A 15,410-nucleotide genomic window follows, 5' to 3' on the forward strand; every position below is an offset into this window, starting at 1 on the left:
CTCACAGAAAGACCGTGCCAAGCACGTGGGTGAACAGGACATAGGCCGCGCCGATCAGCCCCAGGGGCATCAACACCAGCACCAGCGGCCGCCGTTCCCCCAGCACCAGCAGCGCCCCAAGGATCAGCGCAAGCGAGGCCGCCAGGACCCCGAGCGCGAAGAACAGCACCAGCGACAGGCCAAAGACCCCGCCGATGCGCAGGAAGGCGATGACCTCGTCCCGTGTGAAAGGCCCCGCCTCGCCCGAGGATGCGCGCAGGTTCGTCACGATCAGCAAAAGCGACAGGCCAAGGATCAGCCAGACCATCATCTGCGGCACCAGCCGGGGCGACATCATGCCTGCGGGGCCTTCTTCGATCTGGGCCGGGATCACCAGCGCCAGCATCACCAGGCCAAACAGGACAAGCACTGCCCCCGATATCAGGTTTGCGATCCGCATCTTCTCCTCCGCGATGGTTGCGCCAAGGCGCAGCAATCGGTCAGCTCCCGGTGGCGTGCAAGCTCCTCACTTGCACAGGCACCCTTGACCGGGTGCAGCGGACCAGATCGCCAGCGATAAATATAGTCGAAAGTATCTTACATGTGATTAGCCCAGCCTATCACATTGGCAGCCGGGGCCTGCCTGCCGGATGACCCGGCAGGCAAGCCACAATGCGATAAGCTTGATTTATCATCCGCAAGAAATTTCCGAATTTTTTGATCGCTTGGCCTGCGGTACCTCTCGCCAGACACACATCGGGCAGGGAGGGCCTGACATGACCATTTCAATCAAGACACTTGCATTCTCATTGCTGGCCAGCACCGCGCTGACCGCCCTGCCCGCCATGGCAGAGCCCGCGGGCACCTTTCGCTTTGCCGAACAGGCCAAGCTGATCACCATGGATCCGCACCAGCATTCCGGCGGCGGCTTTTCCTATCTGCGCCCGGTCTACGAGGCGCTGTTCGACCGCAATGCCGAGGGCGACATCGTGCCGGTGCTGGCCGAAAGCCACAAGGTTGACGGCAGCATCATCACCATCCAGCTGAAACAGGGCATCACCTTTTCCGATGGCTCGCCCTTCACCGCCGACCTGGCGGCGCGCAACCTGAACCGGGTGATCGAACTTGGCGTGAACGCCGGGATGAAACTGGCCGAAAAGGCCGAAGTCACCGGCGAGAACGAGGTGACGATCACCCTGAAATCGCCCGACCCCTCGATCATCGACGCGCTTTCGGGCACGGCCGGGATGATGGTCAGCGCTGCCGCGCTGGATGACCCGGCGCTGGATCGCAATCCCGTCGGCACCGGGCCCTTCGTCTATTCCGCGGACGAATCCCGCGAAGGTGAAGTGCGGGTCTACCTGCCCACGCCGAACTATCGCACGCCCGACGACCAGGGCCTGGCCCGGATCGAGATTTCCGAGATCCCCGACAACACTGCCCGCGTCAACGCCCTGAAGACCGGTCAGGTCGACCTGGCGATCTTCCTGTCCTCGCCCCAGGCGGCGATCGTGGACCGGACCGCAGGGCTGAAGCTGCTGCGCCAGCCGGGCGGCACCACCTATCACCTGTCGATCCTGGACCGCGACGGCACCAAGGTGCCCGCCTTCGCCGACACCCGCGTGCGCATGGCCATGAACTATGCCATCAACCGCGAAGCTTTCTCGAAAGCGGTCGAATTCGGCCTGTCGACCCCGGCGTCGCAACCCTATGTGGCGGGGCTTTGGGAACATGACCCGACGCTGGAAGGCCGCTATGCCTACGACCTCGACAAGGCGCGCGCGCTGATGAAAGAGGCGGGCTATGAAGATGGCTTTGCCTTCGACATGCCCTCGATCCCGATTTTTGCCTCGCGGCTCGAAGCTGTGGCCGGCTTCCTGAAGGACATCAACATCAAGATGAACATCCAGACGGTCGAGCCAGGCACCCTGGCCCGCCGGTCGCGCACAACGGATTTCCCGGCAACCAACCTGGTCTGGAACAACGCCATCGACCCCAAGTTCATCACCACCTACTACGTGGGCGAGGATGCGGTCTTCAATCCCTACCGGATTGCCCCCGACCCCGAGCTGGTCCGCCTGTCCGACGCCGGACTGGCCACCGCCGATGAAGCCGAGCGCGCGCCGATCTATCACGAGATGCTGAACCGGCTGGCTGATGAAAGCTACATGATCTTCATCACCACCACGCCGATCCTGTTCGGGGCCTCGGACGCCATCGCCGCCAACGACACGGTCAAGTTCCGGCCCGGAACCGACGTGCCCTATTTCCGCGGCCTGCGCCTGGACAACTGACCGCCGTACCGGCGCAGCGTTCCTTCATCTTTCTGACACCACCGACCGGGGGAAAAGGTCATGATCAAACTTGTCGGTCAGCGACTGTTGGCAATGGTTCCGCTATTGCTGATCGTCTCGATCCTGACCTTTTCCTTCACCGCCCTGCTGCCAAGCGATCCGGTCGACCTGATCATCGGCGACCGTGGCTCGAACGAACAGCATGAACAGGTGCGGGAACGGCTGGGGCTGAACGATCCCTTCGTCACCCGCTATCTCGACTGGCTGGGACGGGCGGTTCAGGGCGACCTGGGCACGTCCTTCTTCAACTCGGTCCGGGTGACGGATGCGGTGCTGCTGCGGATGCCCGCGACCCTGTCGCTGACTTTTGCCTCGGTGCTGATTTCCGTGGTCGTGGGGCTTGGGGCGGGCGTGGCCGCCGCGCTGCGGCCGCGATCCTGGATTGACCGGCTGGCGACCTTCGGGGCGACCATCGGCCAGGCGATCCCGAACTTCTGGTTCGGCCTGATCCTGGCTTCTGTCTTTGCGGTCACGCTGCGCTGGTTTCCCGCCACCGGATACGTTCCCCTGGGCGAAAATCCCCTGGGTTGGCTGTTGTCGATCACCCTGCCCGCGCTGGCGCTTGGGCTGTCGACCTCGGCGGCGCTGGCGCGCCAGGTGCGGTCCGCCATGGTGGGCGTGCTGCAACAGGACTACATCCGCGCGGCCCGCGCCCAGGGCCTGTCGTCCCGCCGGGTGATCTTTCGCCACGCGCTGAAGAACGCGCTGGTGCCCGTGGTCACCGTGCTGTCCTTTCAGATCACCGTCCTGCTGGGTGGCGCGCTGATCGTCGAGCAGGTCTATGCCATCAACGGCATCGGATCGCTGGCCATCGCCGCCGTGCGCCAACAGGACATCCCCATGATCCAGGGCATTGTCCTGATCCTTGTTCTGGTCGTGATGGGGGTCCAGCTGGCGACCGACATCGTCTACGGCCTTATCAATCCGAAAGCCCGTCCCGCATGAGCGCCCCGACCCTGTCCCCCACAACCGCCACCGGCACCGCAGCGACCACCAGACGCCGCCCGCGCTGGCGCGCCTCGACCCTGGCCGTGGTCATCCCCTCGGCGCTGGTGCTGCTGACCCTGCTGATCTGCGCCCTGTTCGCCGAGGCCCTGTCGCCCTACGACCCGCTGCAGCAAAGCCTGATGGACGCGCTACAGGGGCCATCGGCCAAGCATTGGCTGGGCACCGACGACCTGGGCCGCGACGTGCTGTCCCGGATGATCCACGGCAGCCGCATCGCCGTCATCGCCGCGGCCGAGGCCACCGGCCTGGCTGTGCTGATCGGCGTGCCGATCGGGCTGTTCATCGGTTATCGCGGCGGGTGGTGGGACTGGATCACCATGCGCGCGGTCGAGGCCATCGTCTCGATCCCCGGCATCATGGTAGCCATCGTCATCATCGCCATCCTGGGCTCCGGTCTGCACAAGGCGATGTTCGCACTTGGCATCCTCTACTCCACCGCCTTCCTGCGGCTGGCCCGGTCCGTGGTACTGACCGAACGCGAAGAGGTCTACGTGAAATCCGCCCGCGTCATCGGGGCCTCGCCCCGGCGGATCCTGATCCGGCATATCTTCCTGAACATCGCCCCGCCGCTGATCGTGCAGGTCACCCTGACTGTGGGGGCCGTGCTTCTGGCCGAGGCCGGGCTCAGCTTTGTCGGGATTGGCGTGCAGCCACCGCAGGCCAGCTGGGGCACCATGCTGAACACCGCCGCCGCCTATATGGAGCTGAACGCCTTTCTTGCCGTACCGCCGGGCCTGGCCATCGTGGTGACCGTTCTGGCCGTGAACCTTCTGGGCGACGTGCTGCGGGATTCCATCGGGCGCGGCGTGCGCCTGCCCGCCGCCACGCCACCCAGGCCCCGCAGCGCCGCCATCGCCCGCAAGGGCACCGCGCCCCTGCCCGCCCGCGAAGACGACGCCCTGCGGGTTGACGGGCTCGAGGTCATGGTCTCGCCCAAAGGGGGCGATCCGGTGCCCGTGGTGACCGACATGTCCTTCCGCATCGCCAAGGGCGAGACCCTGGGCCTTGTCGGGGAATCCGGGTCGGGCAAGACCGTGACGGGCCTGGCCCTGATGGGCCTGATCGGGGCCGGAGGCCGCATCACCGCCGGCCAGGTCACCCTGGATGGCACCGACCTGCTGCAACTTCCGCCCTCGGGGTTGGAGAAAGCACGCGGCACCGACATCGCCATGGTCTTTCAGGATCCGACCACCAGCCTCAACCCGGCTTACACCGTAGGTTCGCAGATTTCCGAGGTGCTGCGGATCAAGCAGGGCCTGTCGCGCCGCGCCGCCTGGGACCGCACCGTCGAGCTGATCGACCGTGTCGGCATCCCCCGCCCGGCAGAGCGCGCCCGCGCCTACCCGCACGAGCTTTCGGGCGGGATGGCACAGCGGATCGCCATCGCCCGCGCCCTGTCCTGCGGCCCCAAGCTGCTGATCGCGGATGAACCCACGACCGCCCTGGACGTGACCGTTCAGCAGGAGATCCTGGACCTTTTCCGCGACCTTCAGGATGAAATGGGCATGGCCATGCTGTTCGTCACCCATGACCTGGCCGTGGCCGCCGACATCTGCGACCGCATCGCGGTGATGTACTGTGGCGAGGTCGTGGAAACCGCGCCCGTCGAACAGCTGTTCCGCGACCCGCGCCATCCCTATACGGCCGGCCTTCTGTCGGCCATGCCGCACGGGGCCAGCGGCACGCCGCCCCTGCCGGTGATCCCCGGCGCGGTGCCCACGCCCGGCCATTGGCCCACGGGCTGCCGCTTTGCCCCGCGCTGCGCCCATGCCGCGCCCGGCTGCGCCCTGCCCGTGGACCTGACACCCGGTCAGACAACGACCAACGCCGAGCGCCTGACCCGCTGCATCCGCGCCACCGACCTGACCCTGGAGGCCGCCCAATGACCGACCCGTTGCTGCAGATCGAAGACCTGACCGTCACCTATGGCGGGCGCAGCCTGCTGGGCCTGAAGACCCGCGGCGTCGATGCGGTCAAGGGGGCCAACCTGACGATCCGCCCCGGCGAAACCCTTGGGCTGGTTGGCGAATCCGGGTCCGGCAAATCCTCGATCGCCAATACCTTGCTGGGGCTGGTCCCCGCCTCGTCCGGGCGAATGATGTTCGACGGCACCGACCTGGCGCAGATGAAGGACGGCTACCCGGACGTGGTGCGGCGCAAGATCCAGGCGGTGTTCCAGGATCCCTATTCCTCGCTCAACCCGTCGATGACGGTGGAACAGATCGTCACCGAACCGCTGAAGATCCACGCCACGATGACCCGCGCCGACCGGCGCGCCCGCGCGGCTGAACTGCTGCGCATGGTCAACCTGCCCGAGACGCATCTGCCCCGCTATCCCAACGAATTCTCGGGCGGTCAGCGGCAGCGCATCGCCATCGCCGCCGCCCTTGCGCTGCAACCCAAGCTGATCGTGCTGGACGAACCGGTCAGCGCGCTGGATGTCTCGACCCAGAACCAGATCATCAATCTTCTGTACGAACGGCGCGATGCCACCGGCATGTCCTACCTGCTGATCGCCCATGACCTAGCGCTGGTGCACCACATCTCGGACCGGATCGCGGTGATGTACCTGGGCCATATCGTCGAAGAAGGCCCCGCCGACCGCGTCTATCACCAGCCCGCGCACCCCTATACCCGCGCGCTTCTGGATGCCGTGCCGCTGCTGGATCCCGAACGCCAGCGCGCGCGCCGCGCCGCCAGACGGGCCGCGCCGCCGACGGATCTGCCGCGCATCGCCGTGCAGGGCTGCCCTTATCGGCACCGCTGTCCGCGGGCCATCGACCGCTGCCGCAGCGAAAGCCCCCGGGCCCTTGCCGTTCCGGGGGGCGGCACCGCAGAATGTCACCTGCTGGAGCCCTCGGGCACCACCCCGCCCGCGCAGCAGACCACGCCCGGGGCCAAGGGCCCCGCAAGCAACACCCCACCAAGGAAAGAGCCCGCCTGATGAACATGCCCTGGTGCGCAAGCTGCGACAGATACTCCCCCCTGATGACCCGCGTGACATTGGCAACCGATCAGCACGCGCCCCTGCCCCTTGTGGTCCGCCACCCAAAGGGCACGTCGGCGCGCGGCGTGGTGATCTTCTGCCACGGCCTGGGATCCAGCGGCGAAGCCTATGGCACCCTGACCGAAACCTGGGTGCAGCAGGGCTATGTGGTGATCCATCCGACCTTTGCCGACAGCATCTCTGCGGTTGCGCGCCGGCACCCTGAACTGGGGCTGGACCCCGAGGATCCGTCCCTTGTGCTTTGGGCCCGGCAACGGCCCGAGGCACGGATGACCATGTTCCGCATCCTGCACGACCCCGAGCACTGGCTGGACCGGGTGCGCATCGTGCGAGCGGTGCTGGACGGGCTGGGCAACGTGCTGGATGCCGCCGGATTGGCGCGCGACGCCGATTTTCCGCTGGCCATCGCCGGTCACAGCTTTGGCGCCTATACCGCCCAGCTTTTCGCCGGGGCCGAGATCGACCTGCCCGACGGGCCGCGCCGGTTCCACGATCCGCGCTTTCGCGCCGCGCTGGTCCTCTCTGGTCAGGGACGCAACCAGCAGGGCCTGCGCGACGGATCCTGGGACGCCATCACCGGCCCGATGCTGACCGTTACCGGCAAGGCGGATGGCGGGGCCAAGGGGCAGGACTGGCACTGGAAATGCGAACCCTTCCACCTGTCCCCTCCGGGCGACAAGGTGCTGGCAGTGCTGGACGATGCGAACCACTATCTGGGCGGCCTCACGCCCGAGGGCGACACGATCAAGGACCAGTTCGACGCGCTGAAGCTGGTCACAACGGCCTTCCTGGACGCCCATGTGGCCCGCAAACCCGGCGCGCGCAGCTGGCTGGACCTGGTCGAGGACCGGATCGGCGATTGCCCGGTGATCTTCGAAAGCAAATAGGCCCGGGCGTTATGGCCCCGGCAGATGCGATGGCCCCTCCGGGCCGCCGCATTGCGAACCCCAAGGCGCGCAGGGGCCACCCGACCGGGGTGAGGACAGGCGGCTGATGCGTCGCGATTGTGCCCCGCTTCGGGCATTTTGGCCGATCCGACAGGCCAAGACTGAAGCTTCGAGGCATCCATGTCAGCGCAACTCGGGTAACGGACCCGAACCGACATTCGTAGACAGAGCGCCTTGACCGAAAGATCCCGGCCAGAACAAACAGACACAAAGACCTGCGCCAGGGCATCTGCTAGGCGCGATCGGGTCTGCGGATCTCAACCGGCACCCGTCGGTCCCTGCCATCCCCTAAACCTATCCCCGGTGACATCCCCGATCCGGCGCGGCCCGTCCCCCCAAGATGCCCCGCCCTAGAACGGCATCTCCTGCGCTGCGGCCATCAGCGCGGCGCGGAAATCCTGCAGGCCGGTCAGATGCTCGTGTTCGACCAGCGTCATGAAACCGATCTCGACCGGGGCGAGCCGCAGGAAATCCACGTCCAGCGCCACAAGCTGCGTGCCCGCTGCGGGCGTGTTCAGCACCAGCCGGGGGATCACCGCCAGCACCGGCATTTCCCGCACGATGTTCATCAGCCCGTTCGGATCCGCCGCCACCTCGACCGCGATGGACGGCTCGGGCAGGCCATTGTTGCGGAAGGCGGCGGACAGGCCCATGCGGTTCTTGGAATCCTCGGGCGGCAGCGCCCAGATGGTGTCGCGGAAATCCTCGGGGACCAGATCGCTGCGCCCGGCCAGCGGATGCGCCTGCGAACAGACCACCACCAGATCGGTTTCATACAGGTGATCGTGCCGCAGGCTCTGCTTCATGTCGCCCGGCACCACCTCCCAGTCGATACGGCCGACGTAGCAATTGATCTCTCCGTCCCAAAGCGCGCGGGCCATGTCCATGGCCAGCCCCGTGCGCAGGGCGTAGCGGGTCGGCACGGCATCCTGCCCGGCCCTGGACTGGGCGATGCGCAGGGCCGCGGGGATCATGTTGAACATCATCGCCGGATTGGTGCCCACGTGCAGCACCGGCGGCAGGCCTTCGTCCAGTTCCGCCGCAAGCGTGTGGAAGGCCGCCAGCCCTGATCGCGACCGCTGCAGCGCCAGCCGCCCCAGCCCTGTCAGCTCGACCCCGCGAACAGAGCGATCGACCAGCATCGCACCGAATGCGAACTCAAGATCCTTGACCATCTGCGACACGGCGGGCTGCGTCAGCCCCAGTTGTTCGGCCACCGCGCGCAGCGATCTGTGGTCCTCGATCAGCTCAAGCAGGCGCAGGTGGCGCAGGCGCAGCCGGTCGAGATGCTGGGGGGAATGAGCCATAAGCGCGACCTATCACATTACAGATATTTTGAATTTTTTTTATTGACCCCCGCCCCGTATGGCAAGGGAGGGTGGAAATTTTCCGGCCCGTCACGAGAAGGCAGGAGACCGTGATGACCAAGACCTATCGCGCCCCGACGGCAGAGGAGACTGTCGCGGCACCCCAGGAAACCCCCAGTGCGGTCAACACCGGTTTCAGCCCCATGGCCGGGCTGCGCGTCGTCGATCTGAGCCAGGTCCTGGCCGGGCCCTTCGCCACCTATCAGCTGTCGCTTCTGGGGGCCGAGGTTCTGAAGATCGAAAAGCCCGGCGAAGGCGACTGGACCCGCAACGGCGGCCCCTCGCCCCGGTTAAGCGAGATCGGCATGGGCCTGAATTTCCTGGCCCATAACGCGGCCAAGAAATCCGTCACGCTGGATCTGAAATCCCCCGAGGGGCTGGAGGCCCTGCGCCGCCTGATCGCCACGGCGGATGTCTTTGTCGAGAACTTCAAACCCGGTGTCGCCGAACGTCTGGGCCTGGGGTTCAAGGACGTCAGCGCCCTGCGCCCCGGCATCGTCTATTGTTCGATCTCGGCCTATGGGCAGGACGGCCCGCTGCGCCCGCGCCCGGCCTATGACCACGTGATCCAGGGCATGTGCGGCATCATGCTGACCACCGGCCAGCAGGGTGACGGCCCCACCAAGGTCGGCGCGCCTTACGTCGATTACGCCACCGGAATGAACGCCGCCATGGCCATCATGGCGGGCCTGGCCGAGGTGCGCCGCACCGGCCGCGCCGTGCAATTGGACGTAGCGATGCTGGACACCGCGCTGATGCTGATGGCCTCGCTTGTGACCCAGCATCTGACCGCCGGGTGGAAACCCGCCCAGAACGGCAACGAAGCCTGGAGCCAGAGCCCCTCGTCCGGGGCCTTCCAGACCGCCGACGGCGTGCTGATGCTGGCCGCCAACAACGCCCGCCAGTTCGATCTGCTGTGCCGCGCCACGGGACGTCAGGACATCCTGGACGACCCGCGCTGGTCCACGCCCCAGGCCCGCCGCGACAACGCGCCCGCCCTCCGGGATGAACTGGTCGCCCTGTTCCTGACCCGCAGCGCGGCCGAGTGGGAGGATCTGCTGGCCCAGCACGCCGTGCCCGCCGCCCGTGTCCGCAGCCTGGACGAAGTGGTGCAGGAAGACCAGTTCGCCGCCCGCGACCTGGTATCCGAGATGACCCTGGCGGGCGGCGATCATGACGGCCCGGTGCATGTGCCCAACCTGCCCTTCAAGGCCAACGGGGCCAGCTGCCATCCCGCCAGCGCCCCGTCGCGCCTTGGGGCCGATACCGACACCGTCCTGGCCCAGGCCGGGTTCTCGTCCGACGATATTGCCCGACTGCGGGCATCCGGTGTCATCTGACCCCGCCAGGACGACCGCAAAAGGGACCACGCCGCAGATGACCGATACCGCCTCCGCCCCAAATCCGACCCAGGATCCGACCCCAGATCTGAACCGGGATCAGGCTTCCGCCCCCCTTGCAGACTTCCCCGCCGGCCGCGCCCGGGGCAGCGCCGAAGGCGGCCTGCATGTCTATCGGGGCCTGCCCTACGCCCTGCCGCCGACCGGGGACCGGCGCTGGCGCGCGCCCGTGAAGGCCCCGACATGGGACGGGATCCGGGACGCCACCGCCTTTGGCCCCGCCTGCCCCCAGCCCTTCCGGCGCAAGGGCAGCGTCTATGAATGCGACATCCTGCTGAAGGACGAAGACTGCCTGAACCTTAACATCTGGGCCCCCAAGGACGCGCGCGACCTACCCGTCTTTGTCTGGATCCATGGCGGCAACCTTCTGCGCGGTGCCGGAAGCGAGGCGCTGACCGACGGGGCCGCGCTGGCCCGCCGCGGTCAGGTTGTCGTCTCGATCAACTATCGGCTCAACGTGCTGGGCTACCTCGCCCACCCGGATCTCAGCGCCGAGGACCCCGATGGCGTTTCGGGCAACTACGGCCTGCTGGACCAGATCGCCGCGCTTGAATGGGTGCGCGACAATATCGCCGCCGTCGGCGGCAATCCCGACAATGTCACCGTCGCCGGGGAATCCGCCGGGGCGCTGAGCGTCTATTACCTGATGTGCGCGCCCGCCGCGCAGGGGCTGTTCGCCCGCGCCGTGGCCCAAAGCGGCCATATCTGTTCCGCCCAGCACCTGCGCGCCAACCGTCATGGCATGGGCACCGGCGAAGACAGCGGTCGGGCGCTTCTGGAAAAGCTCAGGGCCAGCAGCATCGACGAATTGCGCCAATGGGACGCGCAAGAGCTGGCGCTGGCCGCCGATGCGGCGGGCTTTGCCGCGCAGGGCGTGATCGACGGTCACCACCTGCCCGATCAGCCTTTGATGATGTTCCGCGACGGGCGCAGCGCCGATGCCCCCCTGCTGACCGGCTTCAACGCGCGAGAGATCCCGACGCTTGAATTCCTGATGCCCCCCGTGCCCGCCGATGCCGCCAGTTACGAGGCACAGATCCGCGCCGCCTATGGCGATCTGACCGAGGATTTCCTGGCGCTCTACCCTTCGGACAATCTGCGCCGCAGCTGCGAGGACGCCGCCGGGCATGCGCTGTTCGGGTGGACGGTTCTGGCCGCCGCCAAGGCTCAGGTGGCCAATGGCCGCGCCGCGCAGGTCTATTACTTCGACCACGGCTACCCCGAGGCCGACGACCGCGATCTGCACGCCTTTCATGCCTGCGAACTGGCCTATCTGTTCGACACGATGCGCCAGTCTCCGCCCGCCTGGCCCAAGGCCCCCGACACCGAGGGAGAGGCCACCCTGACCCGCATCTTCGGCGACTACTGGACCGGTTTTGCCCGTGACGGTGTGCCCCTTGCCGAAGGGGCCCCCGACTGGCCCGATTTTGCGCAGGGCGAGGCGATCCTGCACATCACCGATCAGCCACGCATCCGCCGTGACCTGTTCCCCGGCATGTATGACCTGATCGACGCCGATTTCGCCCGCCGTCGCGCCACCGGCACCCAGCCCTGGAACTGGCTGGTCGGCACCGCGACCCCGCTCGGCTGAGCCCTGCGCAAACCCATCACACCGGAATCCACCCGCCCGGATCCACACCGGGCGGCCCAGAATAAAAAAACCAGAACGGAAGACCCCAGATGATCGATCTTGACGGACGCGTTGTCCTTGTCACCGGCGCAGGCGCAGGCCTGGGCCGCGCCCATGCCCTGCTGCTGGCCAAGCGCGGCGCGCGCGTGGCGGTGAACGATCTCTCCCCCGATCACGCCCAGTCGGTGGTGGACGAGATCACAGAACAGGGGGGCCGTGCCATGGCCGCCCCCGCCTCGGTCGCGGATGCAGACGACGTGCAGGGCATGGTCGACGACATCGCCACGCAATGGGGGCGAATCGACGGGCTGGTAAACAACGCCGGCATCCTGCGTGACAAGAGCTTCGCCAAGATGCCGATCGAGGATTTCCGCCTGGTGATGGAGGTGCACGTGATGGGCGCGGTGCATTGCTGCCGCTCGGTCTGGCCGCTGATGCGCGACCAGGGCTTCGGGCGGATCGTGATGACGACGTCGTCCTCGGGGCTGTACGGCAACTTTGGCCAGTCGAACTATGGTGCCGCGAAGATGGCGCTGGTCGGCCTGATGCAGACGCTGTCGCTGGAAGGCGCGCGCCATGACATCCGGGTGAATTGCATCGCGCCCACGGCCGCCACGCAGATGCTGGACGGGCTGCTGCCCCAGGCGGAACTGGATCACCTGCGCCCCGAATTCGTCAGCCCCGGCGTGCTGCACCTGCTGACGCCGGAGGCACCCAACCGCACGATCCTATGTGCCGGGGCGGGCGGCTTCGCCACGGCGAACATCACCCTGACCGAGGGCAGCTTTGTCAGCACCGGCCCCAATGCCCCCGAGGATCTGGCCCGGCTGTGGCCCAAGGTCACCGACCGCAGCGGCGAAAGCATCCCCGCCTCGGGCGAGGCGCAGGGCCGCCAGGAACTGGCCCATGCCGGATACGCCCGCCGCGCCTGACCGCGCACGGATTGCGCCCAGATTGCGTCCGACTGGGCCCGACTGCGCCCGACCACGCAAGGATCGCCAAACGACAGGAGCCCGCGATGCCCGCCCTCAGGACCACCCGCCCGATCCGGCCCGTGACGGGCATCGACGACATCCGCGCGATCGAGGCTCTGCCCTATGACCAGGCCGTGCCGGCCCGAAACCTGCACGACCTGCTGCGCGCCACGGCCCAGGACGGCGGCGACCGTCCCGCTCTGACCGTGCTGAACGGCCCCGACCCCGATGACATCGGGCTAAGCCTAACCCACGCCGGCCTGCTGGGCGCGGTGACACAGGCGGCGAACCTGTTTCACCAGCTGGGGCTGCGTGCGAATCCGGGCGAAAAACACGGCGTTGCTGCCTTCCTGACGCCTACCCTGCCCCTGATGCCGGTGCTGCACCTGGGTGCGCAGATCGCCGGTGTGGCCAGTACGCTGAACTACCTGCTGAACCGCGACACGCTAGTCGATCTGCTGCGGGCAGAAAACGCGCGCCTGCTGATCGTTCCCGCCCCGGATCTGGACAGCCTGTGCTGGGACAAGGCGCAGGGCCTTTTGCGCGACGTGCCCGGGCTGGACCGGATCCTGGTCATCGGGGCGACAGGCCCCCTGCCCGACGGTTTCACCGCGCTGGAGCCGCTGCTTGAGGCGCAATCCCCCGACGCGCTGGACTTTGCCCCCACGCAGGATCGCGACACGGTCTGCGCGCTGTTTCACACCGGTGGCACCACCGGACGGCCCAAGCTGGTGCCCCTGACCCATGGCAACCAGATCCACGCCGCCTTCGCCTTTGGTCAGGTCTTTGGCTATGACCGCAGCGATACCGTCCTGAATGGGTTTCCGTTCTTCCACGTCGGCGGGACAATGACCGTGGGGCTTTCGGTACTGGCAGCGGGCGGGCATATGGTCGTGCCCTCGCCCTATGCGCTGCGTCCGCCGCAGGTCATCACCGGCTACTGGCACCTGGCCGAGGCGCTTGGCGCGACCATCGTCAGCGGCGTGCCGACCTCGCTTGCCGCGATGGCGGCGGCCTGGACACCGGGCCGCGACCTGTCGCGCATCCGCATGGCGGTGACCGGCGGCGCGGTGCTGCCCGCGGCCGTGGGCGACAGGTTCCGGCAGGTGACCGGCATTCCGATCCACGAAACCTATGGCATGACCGAAACCAGCGCCGCCATCGCCTTTACCCCCGGGGCTGCGCCTCCGGTGCCGGGCAGCGTCGGCCTGCGCCCGCCCTATTCCGAAACCCGGATCCTGCGGATCACTGACAACATCCCCTGCGCGCCGGGCGAAAGCGGGCTGGTGCAGGTGCGCGGCCCGCAGGTCTTTCCCGGCTACGCCGATCCCCGCGATACAAAGGGCGTGCTGGATGCGGATGGCTGGCTGAGCACCGGCGACGTGGGGTACCTGACCGACGACGAACGCCTTGTGCTGACCGGGCGCGAGAAGGACCTGATCGTGCGGTCCGGCCACAACATCGACCCCGCCGCGATCGAAGACGTGGCCAACGCCCTGCCGGGGGTCGAGATCAGCGCCGCCGTCGGCATGCCCGACCAATACGCCGGAGAGGTCCCGGTTCTCTTCGTGGTGCCCCGCGACGGGCAGGCCTTCGATCTGGCCGCGTTGCACCAGCAGCTAGAGGACGGGCTGCACGAGCCGCCCGCACGCCCCCGCCGCATCCTTCAGATCGACGCGCTTCCGGTGACCGCCGTGGGCAAGATCTTCAAACCCGCGCTGCGCGATCTGGCCATCGCCGAGAAGCTGCGCCTTGAGGTCGCGGAACACTGCAGCCCCGGGGCCAGCGTCGATGTCCGCGTCACCCAGGACGCCCAGAAGCGCCTGTGCGTTCAGGCGCTTGTTGCCGATGCCGATGCGGAAGGCCAGGCGGCGCTGGCACAGGCGCTGGCCCCTCTGCCGCAAAGCTATGCGATCCTGCCCGCCTGCGTGGATCTGACCACCGACGGGCCGATCGCCACCCTGACCCTGAACCGGCCTGCGCAGCTAAACGCGGCGTCCCAGGCGCTGATGTGGTCGCTGGACCATCGGCTGACCCAACTGGCCGTGCGCGATGACCTCCGCGCGGCGATCCTGACCGGCGCGGGCCGGGCCTTCTGCGCCGGCGGGGACCTGCGCGAATTCGACGCCGCCCGGGCCGAAGGCGACAGCCGGCTGGCCGACACACTGGCCTATAATCAGCGCATCATCAGCCGCATTGCCGAACTGCCCATGCCGGTGATCGGCGCGGTCAACGGCACCGCCGTGGCCGGCGGGCTGGAAATGCTGCTGGCCTGCGACATCGTGCTGGCGGCGGACAGCGCGCGGATCGGGGACGGCCACGCGCGTTATGGCATCGTGCCGACGGGGGGCGCGACCGCCCGCCTGCCCGACCGCATCGGCCCGATGCGCGCCGCGCATCTGTTCCTGACGGCCGACCTGATCGACGCCGCCACCGCCCGCGACTGGGGCCTGGTAACCGAAGTCCTGCCCGACGCCGCCCTGATGCCGCGCGCCCGGACCCTGGCGCAGGAAATCGCCGCCCGCAGCCCCGAGACCCTGCGCGCCCTGCGCCGCCTGACCGCGCCCGACGCCCGGGCCCGCCCGCTGGATGACCGCTTGCGGGCCGAACGTGACGCCTTTTGCATCCATCTTCAGGGCCGCGACCTGACCGAAGGTCTGCGGGCCTTCAACGAAAAGCGCGCCCCGAACTGGGACGCGCCTTACACCGAACACTAAGACAGACGCCCCGCCGGGAGAGGCGGG

General features: G+C 67.6%; 11 protein-coding genes. 9 read left to right on the forward strand and 2 right to left on the reverse strand.

Translation table 11 applies throughout. The annotated features are described in order from the left end of the window. Position 1: 1 nt before the first annotated feature. Positions 2–439, reverse strand: coding sequence for a tripartite tricarboxylate transporter TctB family protein (locus tag BMX99_RS13105; RefSeq protein WP_139199533.1), 438 nt, complete (start codon positions 437–439; stop codon positions 2–4). Between the two features lie 316 nt (positions 440–755). Here BMX99_RS13105 and BMX99_RS13110 point away from each other — a divergent pair, with 316 nt between their 5' ends. Genes BMX99_RS13110 through BMX99_RS13130 form a run of 5 tightly spaced genes read left to right on the forward strand, consistent with a single transcriptional unit; the run spans position 756 to position 7,235 of the window. Beyond that, the gene (locus BMX99_RS13110; protein ID WP_170848724.1) at positions 756–2,273 is read left to right on the forward strand and encodes an ABC transporter substrate-binding protein; all 1,518 of its coding nucleotides are present in this window, start codon (positions 756–758) and stop codon (positions 2,271–2,273) included. Positions 2,274–2,333: 60 nt separating this feature from the next. Continuing rightward, complete coding sequence (locus tag BMX99_RS13115; protein WP_093452527.1) at positions 2,334–3,278, forward strand: ABC transporter permease; 945 nt, start codon at positions 2,334–2,336, stop codon at positions 3,276–3,278. Next, positions 3,275–5,227, forward strand: a complete 1,953-nt coding sequence (locus BMX99_RS13120) for a dipeptide/oligopeptide/nickel ABC transporter permease/ATP-binding protein (protein WP_093452529.1) — start codon at positions 3,275–3,277, stop codon at positions 5,225–5,227. Before BMX99_RS13115 ends, BMX99_RS13120 begins: the two co-directional genes overlap by 4 nt. Continuing rightward, positions 5,224–6,285, forward strand: a complete 1,062-nt coding sequence (locus BMX99_RS13125) for an oligopeptide/dipeptide ABC transporter ATP-binding protein (protein ID WP_093452531.1) — start codon at positions 5,224–5,226, stop codon at positions 6,283–6,285. The genes BMX99_RS13120 and BMX99_RS13125 overlap by 4 nt, the downstream gene beginning before the upstream one ends. Before the next feature lie 44 nt (positions 6,286–6,329). Next, a complete protein-coding gene (locus BMX99_RS13130; protein ID WP_139199534.1) occupies positions 6,330–7,235 on the forward strand; it encodes an alpha/beta hydrolase family protein in 906 nt (301 codons plus the stop codon). Between the two features lie 410 nt (positions 7,236–7,645). Here BMX99_RS13130 and BMX99_RS13135 read toward each other — a convergent pair whose 3' ends face one another. Then, positions 7,646–8,602: a LysR substrate-binding domain-containing protein gene (locus BMX99_RS13135; protein WP_093452535.1), complete on the reverse strand. Its 957-nt coding sequence runs from the start codon at positions 8,600–8,602 to the stop codon at positions 7,646–7,648. A 113-nt stretch (positions 8,603–8,715) separates the two neighbouring features. Here BMX99_RS13135 and BMX99_RS13140 point away from each other — a divergent pair, with 113 nt between their 5' ends. The 4 genes from BMX99_RS13140 to BMX99_RS13155 all read left to right on the forward strand — a co-directional run bounded on the left by BMX99_RS13140 (position 8,716) and on the right by BMX99_RS13155 (position 15,383). After that, the gene (locus tag BMX99_RS13140) at positions 8,716–10,002 is read left to right on the forward strand and encodes a CaiB/BaiF CoA transferase family protein (protein ID WP_093452537.1); all 1,287 of its coding nucleotides are present in this window, start codon (positions 8,716–8,718) and stop codon (positions 10,000–10,002) included. Between the two features lie 37 nt (positions 10,003–10,039). Continuing rightward, a complete protein-coding gene (locus BMX99_RS13145) occupies positions 10,040–11,653 on the forward strand; it encodes a carboxylesterase/lipase family protein (RefSeq protein WP_093452539.1) in 1,614 nt (537 codons plus the stop codon). A gap of 89 nt (positions 11,654–11,742) precedes the next feature. Continuing rightward, positions 11,743–12,624 (forward strand): SDR family NAD(P)-dependent oxidoreductase, encoded by an 882-nt coding sequence (locus BMX99_RS13150; protein WP_093452542.1) that lies wholly within the window; start codon positions 11,743–11,745, stop codon positions 12,622–12,624. An 86-nt stretch (positions 12,625–12,710) separates the two neighbouring features. Further along, positions 12,711–15,383 carry an AMP-binding protein gene (locus BMX99_RS13155; protein WP_093490889.1) on the forward strand — a complete coding sequence of 891 codons (2,673 nt, stop codon included), beginning with the start codon at positions 12,711–12,713 and terminating at the stop codon, positions 15,381–15,383. The last annotated feature ends 27 nt before the right edge of the window (positions 15,384–15,410 follow it).

It is taken from the genome of Pseudooceanicola nitratireducens, assembly GCF_900109195.1.
GTDB lineage: Bacteria > Pseudomonadota > Alphaproteobacteria > Rhodobacterales > Rhodobacteraceae > Pseudooceanicola > Pseudooceanicola nitratireducens.